This is a genomic window from Streptomyces sp. NPDC026589, assembly GCF_040638385.1.
Classification (GTDB): Bacteria; Actinomycetota; Actinomycetes; order Streptomycetales; family Streptomycetaceae; genus Streptomyces.
Genome location: NZ_JBEZYG010000002.1, coordinates 533,609 through 547,287, shown reverse-complemented (window position 1 = coordinate 547,287; position 13,679 = coordinate 533,609). Strand labels below are relative to the sequence as shown.

The window sequence follows — 13,679 nt, the reverse complement described above, 5'->3', positions numbered from 1 at the left end:
GCCCGCTCGTCCCTCCAGCGGGATGAACAAGACAATCAGGCGCGCTTCGGTCTTCTGTCTGCTCATGGTGCTCGCCCTGCTGGTGCGGGCGACGTGGGTGCAGGGCTTCCAGGCCGAGGCGCTCGCAGACCACGAGCACAACCGGCGGAACACCATCGCGCAGTACGCGCAGCCGCTCGGGGACATCATCGTGGCCGGTTCGCCGGTCACCGGATCGAAGGGGACCAGTGGCGGCGACCTCCGGTACAAACGCACGTACCCCCAGGGCGAGCTGTACGCGCCCGTTACCGGCTACAGCTCGCAGGCGTACGGGGCGAACCAGCTCGAAGGCATCTACAGCGACGTCCTGGACGGCACGGACGACCGGCTGAAGGACCCGAAGGACCTGCTCACCGGCGGGCAGGCCGACCCCGGCAACGTGCTGACGACGATCGACCCCGACGTCCAGAAGGCGGCCTACGAGGCACTCGGCGAAACCAAGGGCGCGGCGGTGGCCATCGACCCGAAGACCGGCCGGATCCTCGGCATGGTCTCCACCCCCTCCTACGATCCCTCGACGATCAGCGGGACGGCGGACCAGGACGCCTGGCAGGCCCTGCTGGACGACCCGGACAAGCCGCTGGTCAACCGTGCGATGCGGCAGCCGCTGCCGCCGGGCTCCACGTTCAAGCTGGTGGTCGCGGCGGCCGCGCTGGAGAACGGGCTGTACGGCTCGGTCGACGAGCGCACCCAGAGCCCCGACCCGTACACCCTGCCCGGCACCACCACCGTGCTCCCCAACGAGAACGCGTCCGCCCCCTGCGAGAACGCGACCCTGCGCACCGCGCTCCAGTACTCCTGCAACAACGTCTTCGCGAAGGCCGCGGCCGACCTCGGCCAGGACGAGGTCAAGGAGATGGCGGACGCGTTCGGGTTCGACACCGAGAAGCTGGACGTCCCCGTACGGGCGGCGAAGAGCGTCTACCCGACCGGTATGGACAAGGCCCAGACGGCGCTGACGGGGATCGGCCAGTTCGAGGTCACCGCGACCCCGCTCCAGATGGCGATGGTCACCTCGGCCCTCGCCAACGGCGGTGAGCTGGCCGCGCCGCACATGGTCTCCCGGGTGACCGACGGGGACGGCACGGTGCTGGAGGAGACCGCCGACGGCGACACCGAGCGGGTGGTGAAGGAGTCGACCGCCGAGCAGCTGCGGAGCGCGATGGTGACGGTCGTCGAGGACGGCACCGGCACCAATGCCCGGATTCCCGGGGCCGAGGTGGGCGGCAAGACGGGCACCGCGCAGCACGGCGTGGACAACAGCAGCACCCCGTACGCCTGGTTCACCTCGTACGCGAAGGACCGTGACAGCGGCAAGGAGGTCGCCGTCGCGGTGATCGTGGAGGACTCGGGGGCTGCGCGCTCCGAGATCAGCGGCAACGGGCTGGCCGCGCCGATCGCGCAGAAGACGATGCGGGCGGCGCTGGAGCGATGACGCGAGGGGCGGCCGCCGCCCTGGTCCCCTTCCCGGGGCGATGCGCCTAGGTCATCCGCCCGATGCCGCCGCGCCGCCTTACTCCGCAGCATGAGCCGCAGGGCCCGCACGGGCGGGTCGCGGGGCACGAGGCGGAGGGCGGGGCGGCATGGGCGGTCCGGCGGTGGTGCGGGTCCTGCGGGACCCGACGGCGGGGCGGTATCTGGCGGGGGTGGTCGTCTCCGGGTTCGGTACGTCCGCGATGTGGCTCACGGCGGGGATCTGGGTCAAGTCGCTGACCGGGTCGAACAGTCTGGCGGCCCTGACGGTGGGCGCGATGTGGGCCCCGGTGCTGGCCGGGCCCGCGCTCGGCGCGCTCGCGGACCGGGTGGACCGGAAGAAGCTGCTGGTCCGGGTCAACCTGGCGATGGCCGCTCTGCTGGTCACGCTGGTGCTGGTGGACTCGGGCCGTACCGTGTGGCTGGTCTTCGTGGTGCTGGTCCTCTACGGGGCGAGCGGCGTCCTGCTCGACGCGGCGGAGTCGGCGCTCGTCGCGGGGACCGTGCACGCCTCGCTGCTGGCGGACTTCAACGGGCTGCGAACGACGGCCAACGAGGGCATGAAGCTGGTCGCCCCGCTGGCGGGCGCCGGGCTGTACGCGCGGTTCGGCGGCCCGGCCGTGGCGCTGCTGGACGCGGCGACGTGCGCCCTGGCCGCCCTGATCTTCGCGCGGCTCCGGGTACGGGAGGCTCCGCGGTCCCCGGTGGGGGCGTGGCGCGGTGAGCTCCTCGCCGGGCTGCGGCGGATACGTGCCTCGGCCGTGCTCCGCCCGCTGGTGGCGGCGGGGGCGGCGACGATGCTGCTGGCGGGGGTCAACGGGGCCGTGACGTTCGGTTACGTCGATGACGTGCTCGGCCGGACGCCGGAGTACGCGGGGGTCCTGTACGCGGTGCAGGGCGCCGGTTCCGTGACGGTGGGGCTGCTGGTGGGGCCGCTGCTGCGCCGGCTGCCGGAGCGGGTGTTCGCGGCGGCCGGGATGGCGTTGTTCGCGCTGGCGGTGGGCGCGCGGACGCTGCCGCACGACGGGGTGGCCCTGGCGGCGAGCGCGGCGATCGGGTTCGGCCTGCCGTGCGTGCTGATCGCGACGATGACCGCGGTGCAGCGGGAAACCCCGGACGCGGTGCTGGGGCGGACGGCGGCGACGGCGGGCTCGCTGATGACGGCGCCCAACGCGGTCGCCCTGGCGGTGGGGGCCGGGCTCGTCGCGGTGGTGGACGTGCGGGTGCTGACGGCGGCCGCCGGGGCGGCGGGGCTGCTGGCCGCGGCCCTGCTGGCGGCGGGGGTGACGCGGCGCCGCGCTGCCTCCGCGTCGACATCCGCCCCCGAGTCGCCGTCCGCCTCCACACCGGCATCCGGCCCCGCGTCGCCGTCCGGGTCCGCCCCTGCGCCGGCGTCCCGCCCCGCAGGGGAGTCGGAGCCCCCAGGCGAGCCCGGCCCCGCCTCACCCCAGCCGTGAGAGCGCGGCGGCGACCGCCTCCAGGTCCGGGCCCGAGGCGAGTCCCGCGTGGTACAGGCGGAGTTGGTCCGCGCCGAGCGAGGCGGCGTGGGCCGCGTCGCGCTCCAGGGTGCGTGGGCTGCCGCCCATCCCGGTGACGATCCCGAAGTTGGCGGCGCGTACTCCGCCCCGGCCGGCGAACGGGCCGAGGACCGCTTCCCGGGCGCTGTCGGGCCCGGTGCAGGGCAGCACCACGCCGTCGGCCACGGCCAGGATGTGGTCCGCGTCGACGCCGACGTTGGCCCCGGTGCGGTACGGGACGGGGTCGGCGTGCAGCAGCACCTGGAAGCCGGGCGGGGCCGCGTCCCGTACCGCCGCGACGGCCGCCTCCTGGAACGTGCGGGCGACCCGGCCCCGCCACCTCAGGGTGGCGTCCGCGAGCTCGGGTCCGAGCAGCTTCCCGATGCCGTCCCGGCCGGACTCCGGGGAGCCTGCGCCGGACCAGGCCGGTTCCAGGGCGCGGCGGACGGCTGTGGACAGGTCGCCGGGGTCGGCGCCCGCCTCCCCGTACCCCTCGCGGCACACCGGGCAGAAGCACAGCGACAAGAGGTACTGCGCCGCCTCGCCGAGGCCCACGCCGGCGACCTTGTCGTGGGCGTGCAGATGGGCGAAGCCGTACCAGCCGCAGGACTCCAGCTCGGTCCCGTGCGTGCCGGGCCGGGCGGCGGCCTCGGCCGCCAGGTCCACGAGGTACGCGCGCACCGCGGGGCGGGCGATGCAGGGGGCCCAGGGGTAGCGGTCCCCGTAGACGTTGACCACCGAGGTGTCCGGGTGCTCCGCGCCGAGCCGCGAGCTGTGGGCGAGGACCACCCAGCTGTGCACCTCCAGACCGGCGGCGGCCAGCGCGCCCGCGGCCTCCCCGTACGGATCGTCGCCGGCCGTCCAGCTCTGGCGGTACGGGGCGAGGGCCCGCCCCGCCCAGCGGTCCGGGTCCGGCGGATAGAGGACGGCGGCGTGCTCGGCGGTGACGACCCGGTGGGCGGGGTGACGGGGGGTCAGGGCCCGGGTGGAGTGGTAGGCCGAGGCCAGGGTGACCTGGCGGACGCCGAGATCCGCGATCCGGGAGGCGGCGTCCGGGTCCCCGACGACGTCCCACGGGTAGAGGAACGCGCCCGCCTTCACGCCCCGCCCCCCGCCCGGCCCGCCGGGGGGCCCTGCTCCTGCGACGCGCATTCCTGGGACGCGCGTTCCTGGGACGCGCGTTCCTGGGACGCGCGTTCCTCCAGCAGGGCGCGGCCGCTCGCGATGATCTCGATGAGGTCCTTGACGTGCGCGGCGGGCGGTTCGGTGAGCGGGGTGCGTACCTCGCCGACGTCCAGGCCCTGGAGCCGGACTCCGGCCTTGACCAGGGAGACGGCGTACCCGCGGCCCTTGGCGCGCAGTTCGACGAGCGGCCGGTAGAAGTGGTCGAGCAGCCCGTCGATCAGCGCGTCGTCGCCGGCGTCCAGGGCCTGGTAGAAGGCGAGGGCGATGTCCGGGGCGAAGGCGAAGACGGCGGAGGAGTAGAGGGTGACGCCGATGCCCCGGTAGGCGGGGCCGGTGAGTTCGGCGGTGGGCAGTCCGTTGAAGTAGAGGAAGTCGCCGTCGGGCCGGTGGGTGCGGACCGCGCTGACGATGCGCTGCATGAGGTCGAGGTCGCCGTGGCCGTCCTTGAGCCCGATGATGCCGGGGGTGCGGGCCAGGGCGACGACCGTCTCGGGGGTGAAGATCGCGTTGTCGCGCTGGTAGACGATCGTCTCCAGGCCGGTGGCCGCGGCGAGCGCCGCGTAGTGGTTCAGCAGCCCTTCCTGGTCGGCGACGACGAGGTAGGGCGGCATGGCGAGGAGTCCGTCCGCACCGGCCTCCTCGGCGGCCCGCGCGTACTGGACGGCGAGCGCCGTGCCGTAGCCGGCCCCCGCGAGGACGGGGACCTGTCCGGCCGTCTCCTCGACGGCTGCGGCGACGGCGAGGCGGAACTCCTCGGGGGTCAGCGCGTGGAACTCGCCCGTACCGCAGCAGGCGAAGACCGCGGCGGCTCCGGCGTCGATCCCCGCGCGCACATGGGCGCGGAAGACGGCGAGGTCGACGGCGCCGTCCGGCCCGAACGCGGTCACGGGGAAGAAGAGCGGCCCGGCGACTTCGCTGAGCCGGGCGGCGAGGGGGGCTGAGGTCACGGGCGCTCCCTGAGCAGATGCAGGCGTGCACAATTCTGATCGGTGTCCATATTTCTGAACATCGCAACGCTAAGGCAGCCTCCGATGGCAGGTCAAGGCGGACGCGGGCTCTTGACGCACCTCGTCTCCCTTCCTTAGTTTGTCCACGCATGTGAATGTCAGCCAGGATTGCGCACAGCACCCCCGTGTACGCCCCGAGGAGACCCCCGTATGACCGCTCCCCGTACCGTCCTGCTCACCGGCGCCGCAGGCGGCCTCGGCACCCTGATGCGGGGGCTGCTGCCCGCGTACGGATACGACCTGCGGCTGCTCGACCTGGTCCCGGTGGAGGGCGCGCCCGAGGCGATCACCGCCGACCTGAACGACCGGGAGGCGCTGCGCCAGGCCGTGCGCGGGGTGGACGCGGTCATCCACCTGGCGGGCATCTCGCTGGAGTCCACGTTCGAAAAGATCCTCCGCGCCAACATCCAGGGCACGCACCACCTCTACGAGGCCGCCCGCGAGGAGGGCGTCCGGCGTATCGTGTCCGCCTCCTCCAACCACGTCATCGGTCACACCCCGCGTCCGGCTCCGGGCGATCCGCCGATCTCCCTGGACGCCCCCCGCCGCCCCGACACCTTCTACGGGCTCTCGAAGTGCTTCGGCGAGGACCTGGCCCAGCTCTACTGGGACCGGCACGGGCTGGAGACGGTCTCGGTGCGCATCGGGTCCTGCTTCCCCGAGCCCACCTCGGTGCGGATGCTGTCGGTCTGGATGAGCCCCGGCGACGGGGCACGGCTGTTCCACGCGGCCCTCACCGCCGAGGACGTGGGGCACACCGTCGTCTACGGATCCTCCGCCAACACCCGCCTGTGGTGGGACCTGGCACCGGCGCGGGCGCTGGGCTACCGGCCCAGGGACGATTCGGAGCCGTACGCGGCGAAGCTCGTCGCCGAGCAGGGAGAGCTGGACCCGGACAACCCGGCGCACGCCCGCGTGGGCGGCCACTTCGCGACCGACCCGCCGATCTGGCCGCACTGAGCCGGCCGGGGGGCGGAAATCCGGGCGACGCGGGCGCGGCGGGCCGGGCAGGATGCGGGCCGTGCCGAGACCTTCCGGATTCCAGTACGAACAGCACGGCGACCAGAGCGTCACCATCACCCACCACGGCCGCCCCGCGGGCACCCTGCGCGGCGGCCGGGCGGAGAAGTTCCTGGCCGAGGTGGGCTCGGGCGACGCCCAGTTGGTAATGGCGCGCTGGACCGGTGCGTACAGGCACGGCAACGAGCGCACCGCCCGCGACCACCCGCGCAACCGCCGCTGAGCGCCCTCCGACGACCGTCCTCCGGACGGCCGAAGGTAAGGGAACGGCAAAGCCGGGTCGTTCGTTACCCCGTGCATGACCGCAATGACCCCCGGCTCGAACATCCCTCTCTCCGCCGCCCGCGTGGCGGTGGACGTCGCCGCTCCGGTGCGGCTCGACGTCTCGGGCCTGCTGCTCACCGCCGACGGCAAGGTGCGCTCCGACGACGACTTCATCTTCTACAACCAGCCCGCGGGCCCCGGCGTGACCTACCGCTCCGGCGGGGGCTCCGCGCCCGACGCGATCGTGGTGGACACCGCGGCCGTCCCGCCGGGCATCGAGAAGATCGTCGTCACCGCGAGCCCCGACGCCGCGGGCCAGACCTTCCAGGGCGTCGAGCCCACCGCCACCGTGCGCAACGCGGACGACGGAAGCGCGCTCGCCACCTTCACCCCGCCGCAGCTGGGCGCCGAGACGGCGCTCGTGATCATCGAGATCTACCTGCGCAACGGGGCCTGGAAGGCCCGCGCGGTCGGCCAGGGGTACGCGAACGGGCTGGCCGGGATCGCCACGGACTTCGGCGTCTCGGTCGAGGAGCCCGCGGCCCCGGTCGCCCCTCCGGCTCCGGCTGCCCCCGCTCCGGTCGCCGCCGCCCCGGTCGCTCCGGTCGCCGCCCCCGTCGACCCGCGGATCGCCCCGGCCGCCCCGGCCGCTCCCCCGGCGGCCCCCGCCGCGCCCGCGGGCTCCGGGAAGATCAACCTGGACAAGGGCCGGGTCAACCTCCAGAAGAACCAGACCGTGTCCCTCGTCAAGGGCGGCGCACCGCTGCTCTCGCGGGTCAGGATGGGCCTGGGCTGGGAGCCCGCGTTCCGCGGCAAGGACATCGACCTGGACGCGTCGGTGATCGCCTACGGCCCCAACCGCAACCACCTGGACAGCTGCTACTTCGGCAAGCTGACCATCCTGAACGGGGCGATCAAGCACTCCGGCGACAACCTCACCGGTGAGGGCGCGGGCGACGACGAGGTGATCATGGTGGACCTCGGCCGGATCCCCGCCGAGGCGACCGGCCTGGTCTTCACGGTGAACTCGTTCACCGGCCAGAAGTTCAACGAGGTGGCCAAGGCCTACTGCCGGCTGATCGACGACGCGTCCGGCGAGGAGCTGGTCCGCTTCGACCTCACCGGCGCCGAGCCGCAGACCGGCGTGATGATGGCCAAGCTCATCAAGCAGTTCACCGGCGAGTGGGAGATGACGGGGATGGGCGAGTTCGTGAAGTCGCGCACCGTGCGGGGCATGGTGAAGCCCGCCGCCAAGTCCCTGTAGCCGCCGTGGGCCCTCTCCGGAGGGGCGCAACGGAGTCCGGGGCGCCTGAAGTGATTCAGGCGCCCCGGGTCCGGAGAAGACGGACGCTGCTCGTGCTCGTCTCGCGTCTCAGAGCTTGGTCAATTTGGAGTACGGGCTCAGGATCCTTCCCTGTCGCCCCGAGAAGTCGATGAGGACTGCATCGTTGTCGCCCTCGACAGCAAGGATCCTGCCGAGCCCGAACTGGTCGTGCGACACCCTGTCGCCCACATCGAAGCATTCGACCGGTGGGGCCTCCTGGGCCGGGCGGTTGAAGGGACTGGAAGGCAGGTGACGCCGGGCTGACTGTTTCATTAAGTCGAGTATGCGCCCTGCGAAGGCCCTACGCCATGCCCGTCGGTGCCCAAGGCCCCAGACGTGCCGGATTCGTAATCAGCGCTCACCACGGCCAGTCAGCGCTTCCTCCCGCCTCCAGCAGCGGAACCATGCCGAACGCCGCGTCGGAAAGACCCCCGAACGTGTGGCGGTTTCCCTCGCCGGACGGGGCGTGGCCGAGCTGGTATCCGGCCAGATTCCAGGTGTAGACGGGCACCGTGTCCGGAACGCTGCGGGTCGCGTCGCCACGGCGCGTGTACGCGACCTGCTCGTCGGTGACGATGAGTACCCGGTCGTGGTCCCGGTAGTGCCGTCGCACCGCCTCCTCCGTGTTCGTGCCGCCCAGGTTCCCGAAGCGGTCCAGGACCCGGAGCACGGACTCGCCCCTGCGGAAGGCCACCGGCGCGCTGCCCGTGCCGAACTGCACCAGGTCAGCGTCGGCGGAGCGCAACGCCAGCGCCGCGCCGAAGACGGCCGCGGCGTCGGCCCGGTTCAGCCGGGAGCGCTCGGAGAGCGGCGCGCCCATCGACCCGGACCGGTCGACCAGGACCAGGGTGCGGCCCGGCAGCGCGGGTACCTGGCCCAGCGAGTGTCCGAGGGCCCGTTCCAGCGGGTGGGCCCAGCGGAGCGAGGGCGCGTGCCGGTACGCGGCGAGGTAGCGGAAGGGGAACTGACCCGACGCGGCGACGGCTTCCGGGTCGCTGATCCGGGCCGCGGCGCTCGCCGCGACCTCGTCCCGCACACCGGCCTCGTCGAAGTTGCGGAGGTTCCGGACGAGCGCCATGGTGCCCATCGACGGGATCACCGCCTCCCAGGCCGCCGCGTCCATCGGGCCCTGCAGCCAGCCCGCAAGCGCCTCCCAGGTCAGGCCGGCCTCGGCCAGCCGCTCCGCGCCGCCGGCTCCGGTGACGACGGTGCGACGTTCGGCGACCGGCAGTTCCATCAGCTCCCGGTGGGCGCTCAGAGTGCGGTCGGCTGCGGGCGGCACGGCGGTTTCCGGCCGGTGCCGGCGGTCCAGCGCGTACCGGAACAGCTCGCCCTGCCAGGGCTTGGCGGGGTCGGGCGCGGCGTGCACGAGATTGAGTACGTCGCCGAAGCGGTAGCCCTTGGACGCGGTGTCGTACTTCAGCAGAGCCCGTCCGGTGTAGAGGCGGCGCACGGCGTCGGCGATGCCCCGCTTCACGGGCTGGGGCAGGGCTCGCCCGTAGCGGGACGTCCAGTAGCCGAGCAGTTCGCCCGGCTCGTCGGCCCGCAGCAGTACGGAGTCGATGACCTGGCGGTTCGAGGGTCCCCCGGTGCAGCCTGCGGACAGCCGCGCCTTCACGTACTCCGCGCCGCCGACCAGCGAGGCGGTCCGCATCCGCCCGTCGCGGCGCAGCCAGTGGAGCAGCCCCGCGGTCCAGGTGGGGTCCTCCACGGCGAGGCGGCGCACGAGCGTGGCGAACCTGTCGTCGCGCTGGTCCCCGCCCTCGTAGTAGGTGTCCTGGGCCACGAAGTTGGCGACGGCGAGCAGGAAGAGCTCGGATCGGGCGTCGCGAGCGTGTCCGGTGCCGCCCTGGTGGTTGGGCGCGAGCGCGCCGGTCGTCGCGACGGGTGAGGTGGGCACGGAACCGGCGGGCCGGGACCTGTGGGTACGGAAGTTGAAACGGGTCATGAGAAGAATTCCCCCGAATTCCTGGGGAAGGACGCGGCGGCGGAACGGGGTGCCCGAGATCAGGAGTCGGCGACGGAGAACAGTCAGATGCTCTGACCGACTGAGCTACCGGCCGGAGCCGGGCGGGACTCGAACCCGCGACCCTCTGATCCAGAAGTATCCGTCGCCTGCGCACCGGGCACCCCGGCGCTCGCGCCTCCCGAGATCATCAGTGGCTGCGGCACATTTCGGGAAAGGAAGGAGCCGCCGCCTTCGCACCGGGAGGTGCATGTCCATGACCTTAGGGAACGGTCCGGTCGCACGCGAAGGATTTTCGCCGGCCCCGATCCCGGCCGCTGCCCCGGCCCTCGCCCCGCCCTCCGAGAGAGGGCGAGCCCGCGGCGACCGGTGGCAGACGTGAACCGGGGTGCGGTGCGGCGCGGTTGGGGGGTCGCCGACGTCCGGGACCTCGCCGCGGACCCGTCCGGCCGGCACGCCCGCGTCGGCACGAAGGCGGTACGGCGTACCACCACAGGGCCGCGCCGGTGCGGGGCCTGTGATGCGGCTGGGTGCCGACATCTGCCTGGTAAGAGCAGCGCTCTCGACCTGGGCTACGCCCCCGCCCCGGCGCTCCCGCCCCTCAACCGCCCGCGCGCGAGCGGGCCTTGAACGCCGCCTTGCGGGCGTCCTTGGCCGCCTTCTTGTCGCTGTGCAGCCGGCCCATGGCCTCCAGCACATCGGCGGTGGCCGGGTGGTCGACGCGCCAGACCTCGTCGAAGAAGCCGCTGTGCTGCGCGGAGAGCCCCTCGACCAGGCCCTGGAGCTCGTCCAGCTCGCCGTCCGCGTCCAGTTGGGCGGCGATCGTGTCGATGGCCAGCCAGAAGATCATGTCCTCCGGCGGGGCGGGCACGTCGGCCGCGCCGCGCTCCGCGAGCCAGACGCGGGCCAGGCCGCCCAGCTCCGGGTCGCCGAGCACCGCGCGTACGGCGGGCTCCGCCCCGGGGCCGGCCAGGGCGAGGGCCTGCTGGCAGTGGAGGCGGCGCAGCGGCGCGCCCTCGTCCGTGCCGCGCGCGGCGGCCAGCAGCTCGGCCGCCGCGGCCACCGCGCCCTCCGCGTCGTATCCCGCGAGCCAGAGCTTGACCTCGGCGCGGGCAGCGGGCTCCGGGTAGTGGGCGATGCCGTCGAGGAGGACGTCGGCGCCCTTGCCGGCGAGGTCGCCGACCGCGGGGGCGTCCACCCCGGCCTCCAGCATCCGGGCCCGGATGCCGTACAGGCCGAGGGGGGTGAGCTTGACCATGCCGTACCGGGTGACGTCCTCGTCGTCGGCCCCGGCGGAGTCGTCCGCGGCTTCGCCCTCCTCGACCAGCAACGCCTCGTCGACCGGGTGGTATTCGACGATCCCGATGGGTTCGAGGAGCCGGAACTGGTCGTCGAGGCGCATCATCGCCTCGGACACCTGCTCCAGGATGTCGTCGGTGGGCTCGCCCATGTCGTCGGGGACGATCATCGACGCGGCGAGTGCGGGCAGCGGGACCGGTCCCTCGCCCGCGCCGTTGTCCGCGAGGGTGAGCAGGTAGAGGTTGCCGAGGACGCCGTCGAGGAACTCCGCCTCGGCCTCCGGGTCCCACTCCAGGGCGTCGAAGTCGATCGAGCCGTCCTCGCCGACGAGGTCCGCGAAGTCGTCCAGGACGGGCGCGGTGGCGTCGGCGTGCACGGCGTCGAGACCGTCGAGCCAGATGGACAGGACGTCCTGCGGGGAGCCGCCGGTGAGCAGGGCCAGGTTCTCGCCGGTGGTGACGGTGCCCTCGCCCTCGCCGTCCGCGCCCTCGTCGTCCTCGCTCTCCTCGGGGTCGGTGACGTCGAGGAGGCCGGTGTCCACGGCGAGCCGCCAGGCCTCGCTGGCGTACGCGGCGCCGTCCTCGTCCGCCGGGAGGGCGAGGTGCTCGGCGGCTGCGGGAAGCTGGTCCTCGACCAGTTCGCCGCCGGCCCCGACCCGGGTGTCCGGGCCCGCCCAGCGGGCGAGCTTCACGGCGCGGACGAACAGCGGAGCGGCGAGCGCGTCCCGTGCCAGTTCGGCCTCGGTGTTCAGCCGCACCGGCGGCAGGGAGGGGCGCTCTGCGGACATCGGGGGTTCTCCTCGGTGCGTGCTCGGGGCATACGGAGTGCGTACGCGGTTCAGCCGCCCAAGCCTAGACGCAATGCGCCGCGTACCGCCCGCCGCTTCGCCACATACCGCCCCGCCGCACCCCTATGCGCCCGCGCCCGGCTCCAAGCTGAGCACGGGGGTGTGGCGGTGCACGCCGCCGCCGCCGGTCATGCCCGGGTAGTTCTGGACGCGTTCCCAGTGCGGGGACGGGGAGCCGACGCCCTCCCCGGGTGCGGCGAGGGCGGCGATGTGGTGTTCGGCGCTCTCCCACTCGGCGTAGTTGAGGACCCGGGTGCCGTCGGTGCTGACGTGGAAGTGCGCGGAGATGCCGCCGGCGGGCAGACCGGCCTCTTCGCCGAGCGCCTCGAACACGGTGTTCACCCAGGCACGTTGGCGGGCCGGGTCGGGCCCGTCGAACTCGACGTCCACGATGACGAGGCAGCCGGTCTCCCGGGTGTCGCCCTCGGCCCGGAGGCTGGACCGGTACAGCTCGTAGGTGCGCAGTCCGAGGCGTTCGACGCCGGGGACGGCGGCGTCGATCTCGGCGTTGCGGGCGTCACGGCTCTCCCGTACGAAGTCCTGGTAGGCCTGTTCGCCGGTCCACTGGGAGTAGTGCAGCAGGGTCGCGCCGTCCTCCCCCGCGTAGACGCTGTAGGAGAGCAGCCCGGGGTGCGGCCATTCCCGGCTCTCCCATGCCTTCCGGATGGCGTCGACGGCCTCCCGCTGCCGCTGCGGTGTACCGACGTTCCAGGTGCTGGCCTTGGCGATCCGGGCATCGGTGCGGGCCGGGTCGGGGCGGTCGGTGAGGTGCGTGGTCATGGCGGGTTCCCTTCGTCACGCGCGCCGGTCGGTGCGTCGCGATCACCACGGTGACACCTCAAGTCCGGTTGAGGTCAAGGCTGTTGCGCCTGGCACCGCCCGCGCCCCGTTCGCCCAGGGCGTGAGCGGCGCCGGGTGCGGCCGGAGCCGGCCGGGGAAGGGTGGGGGCATGACCCTCTCGGTGGCGCACCTGAGCGATCCGCACCTCACGACCGGTCCGGGAGCGGCGGCCCCCGCCGCCGGGCTGCGGGCCGCCCTGCGCCGGGTGCTCGCCCTGGACCCGCTCCCGGACTGCGTCGTGATCACCGGTGATCTCACCGAACGCGGGGAGCCGGGCGAGTACGCGGCCCTGCGCGAGGAGGTCGGCGCGTTCCCGCTGCCGCTGCGTCTGGTGGCGGGCAACCACGACGTGCCGGAGGCCCTCGTGGGCGCGTTCGGCGGGACGCGCTTCCTGGGCGGGGGGACGCTGACGTCGTACGCGGTGGAGCACCCGGCGTTCACCGTGGTGGTCCTGGACTCGCGGGTCGCCGGCGCGCCGGGCGGTCGGCTGGGTCCCGCGCAGTTGTCCCGGCTGGACCGGGACCTCTCCCGGCGCCCCGGCGTACCGGCCCTGGTCTGTCTGCACCATCCGCCGGTTCCGGTCGGCATTCCGTTCCTGGACGCGATGCGCCTGGCGGACGGCCCCGCGCTGGCGGAGGTGGTCGCCGCGCACCCCCGGGTCGTGCGGGTGCTGGCGGGCCATGTGCACCGCCAGGTCACGGCGCCCTTCGCGGGCAGCACGGTGGCGGTCGCGCCGAGTACGTACCGGCAGAGCGGGCTGGCGCTGCGGGAGGGTGTGCCCGGCTATCCCGACGAGCCGGCGGCCTTTCTGCTGCACGTCCTGCCGGCGGGGCCGCCCGGCGCGGGCTGGGTCACGCACACCGTGCCGGTGGGCGACGGCTGAAGGACCGGTCGGGCC

General features: G+C 73.7%; 12 protein-coding genes. 6 read left to right on the top strand and 6 right to left on the bottom strand.

The genetic code is table 11. The annotated features are described in order from the left end of the window. Positions 1 to 22: 22 nt before the first annotated feature. Positions 23 to 1,474 (top strand): penicillin-binding protein 2, encoded by a 1,452-nt coding sequence (locus AB0F29_RS05460; RefSeq protein WP_361867627.1) that lies wholly within the window; start codon positions 23 to 25, stop codon positions 1,472 to 1,474. 148 nt (positions 1,475 to 1,622) lie between these two features. Then, positions 1,623 to 2,969, top strand: coding sequence for an MFS transporter (locus AB0F29_RS05455; RefSeq protein WP_361867625.1), 1,347 nt, complete (start codon positions 1,623 to 1,625; stop codon positions 2,967 to 2,969). Here the strand turns inward: AB0F29_RS05455 and AB0F29_RS05450 are convergent. Further along, positions 2,955 to 4,130, bottom strand: a complete 1,176-nt coding sequence (locus tag AB0F29_RS05450) for a hypothetical protein (protein ID WP_361867624.1) — start codon at positions 4,128 to 4,130, stop codon at positions 2,955 to 2,957. The two genes, AB0F29_RS05455 and AB0F29_RS05450, sit on opposite strands and share 15 nt — an antisense overlap. Further along, on the bottom strand, positions 4,127 to 5,161 hold the full coding sequence (locus tag AB0F29_RS05445) for a 5-dehydro-4-deoxyglucarate dehydratase (RefSeq protein ID WP_361867622.1): 1,035 nt from the start codon (positions 5,159 to 5,161) through the stop codon (positions 4,127 to 4,129). The genes AB0F29_RS05450 and AB0F29_RS05445 overlap by 4 nt, the downstream gene beginning before the upstream one ends. A gap of 210 nt (positions 5,162 to 5,371) precedes the next feature. On the opposite strand from AB0F29_RS05445, the gene AB0F29_RS05440 reads away from it, so the two are divergent. From AB0F29_RS05440 to AB0F29_RS05430, 3 genes are all read left to right on the top strand, one after another. Continuing rightward, on the top strand, positions 5,372 to 6,181 hold the full coding sequence (locus AB0F29_RS05440) for an NAD(P)-dependent oxidoreductase (RefSeq protein ID WP_361867620.1): 810 nt from the start codon (positions 5,372 to 5,374) through the stop codon (positions 6,179 to 6,181). A 61-nt stretch (positions 6,182 to 6,242) separates the two neighbouring features. Then, a complete protein-coding gene (locus tag AB0F29_RS05435; protein WP_361867618.1) occupies positions 6,243 to 6,464 on the top strand; it encodes a hypothetical protein in 222 nt (73 codons plus the stop codon). A gap of 75 nt (positions 6,465 to 6,539) precedes the next feature. Next, positions 6,540 to 7,769 carry a TerD family protein gene (locus AB0F29_RS05430; RefSeq protein WP_361867616.1) on the top strand — a complete coding sequence of 410 codons (1,230 nt, stop codon included), beginning with the start codon at positions 6,540 to 6,542 and terminating at the stop codon, positions 7,767 to 7,769. 108 nt (positions 7,770 to 7,877) lie between these two features. Here the strand turns inward: AB0F29_RS05430 and AB0F29_RS05425 are convergent, their stop codons facing one another. From AB0F29_RS05425 to AB0F29_RS05410, 4 genes are all read right to left on the bottom strand, one after another. Beyond that, the gene (locus AB0F29_RS05425; RefSeq protein ID WP_032752687.1) at positions 7,878 to 8,102 is read right to left on the bottom strand and encodes a hypothetical protein; all 225 of its coding nucleotides are present in this window, start codon (positions 8,100 to 8,102) and stop codon (positions 7,878 to 7,880) included. An 85-nt stretch (positions 8,103 to 8,187) separates the two neighbouring features. Continuing rightward, positions 8,188 to 9,777 carry a TROVE domain-containing protein gene (locus AB0F29_RS05420; RefSeq protein WP_361867614.1) on the bottom strand — a complete coding sequence of 530 codons (1,590 nt, stop codon included), beginning with the start codon at positions 9,775 to 9,777 and terminating at the stop codon, positions 8,188 to 8,190. Positions 9,778 to 10,396: 619 nt separating this feature from the next. Then, on the bottom strand, positions 10,397 to 11,881 hold the full coding sequence (locus AB0F29_RS05415; RefSeq protein WP_361867612.1) for a hypothetical protein: 1,485 nt from the start codon (positions 11,879 to 11,881) through the stop codon (positions 10,397 to 10,399). A gap of 123 nt (positions 11,882 to 12,004) precedes the next feature. Further along, entirely contained in the window at positions 12,005 to 12,721 is a 717-nt protein-coding gene (locus AB0F29_RS05410; RefSeq protein WP_361867610.1) for an antibiotic biosynthesis monooxygenase, read from the bottom strand. Positions 12,722 to 12,890: 169 nt separating this feature from the next. On the opposite strand from AB0F29_RS05410, the gene AB0F29_RS05405 reads away from it, so the two are divergent. Then, positions 12,891 to 13,664 carry a phosphodiesterase gene (locus AB0F29_RS05405; protein ID WP_361867609.1) on the top strand — a complete coding sequence of 258 codons (774 nt, stop codon included), beginning with the start codon at positions 12,891 to 12,893 and terminating at the stop codon, positions 13,662 to 13,664. Positions 13,665 to 13,679 lie beyond the last annotated feature (15 nt).

What these genes read in the sequence shown, in the direction of transcription:
- AB0F29_RS05460 (WP_361867627.1), top strand. Translation starts at nt 23, where the DNA reads ATGAACAAGACAATCAGGCGCGCTTCGGTCTTCTGTCTGCTCATGGTG.
- AB0F29_RS05455 (WP_361867625.1), top strand. Translation starts at nt 1,623, where the DNA reads ATGGGCGGTCCGGCGGTGGTGCGGGTCCTGCGGGACCCGACGGCGGGG.
- AB0F29_RS05440 (WP_361867620.1), top strand. Translation starts at nt 5,372, where the DNA reads ATGACCGCTCCCCGTACCGTCCTGCTCACCGGCGCCGCAGGCGGCCTC.
- AB0F29_RS05430 (WP_361867616.1), top strand. Translation starts at nt 6,540, where the DNA reads ATGACCGCAATGACCCCCGGCTCGAACATCCCTCTCTCCGCCGCCCGC.
- AB0F29_RS05425 (WP_032752687.1), bottom strand. Translation starts at nt 8,102, where the DNA reads ATGAAACAGTCAGCCCGGCGTCACCTGCCTTCCAGTCCCTTCAACCGC.
- AB0F29_RS05420 (WP_361867614.1), bottom strand. Translation starts at nt 9,777, where the DNA reads ATGACCCGTTTCAACTTCCGTACCCACAGGTCCCGGCCCGCCGGTTCC.
- AB0F29_RS05415 (WP_361867612.1), bottom strand. Translation starts at nt 11,881, where the DNA reads ATGTCCGCAGAGCGCCCCTCCCTGCCGCCGGTGCGGCTGAACACCGAG.
- AB0F29_RS05410 (WP_361867610.1), bottom strand. Translation starts at nt 12,721, where the DNA reads ATGACCACGCACCTCACCGACCGCCCCGACCCGGCCCGCACCGATGCC.
- AB0F29_RS05405 (WP_361867609.1), top strand. Translation starts at nt 12,891, where the DNA reads ATGACCCTCTCGGTGGCGCACCTGAGCGATCCGCACCTCACGACCGGT.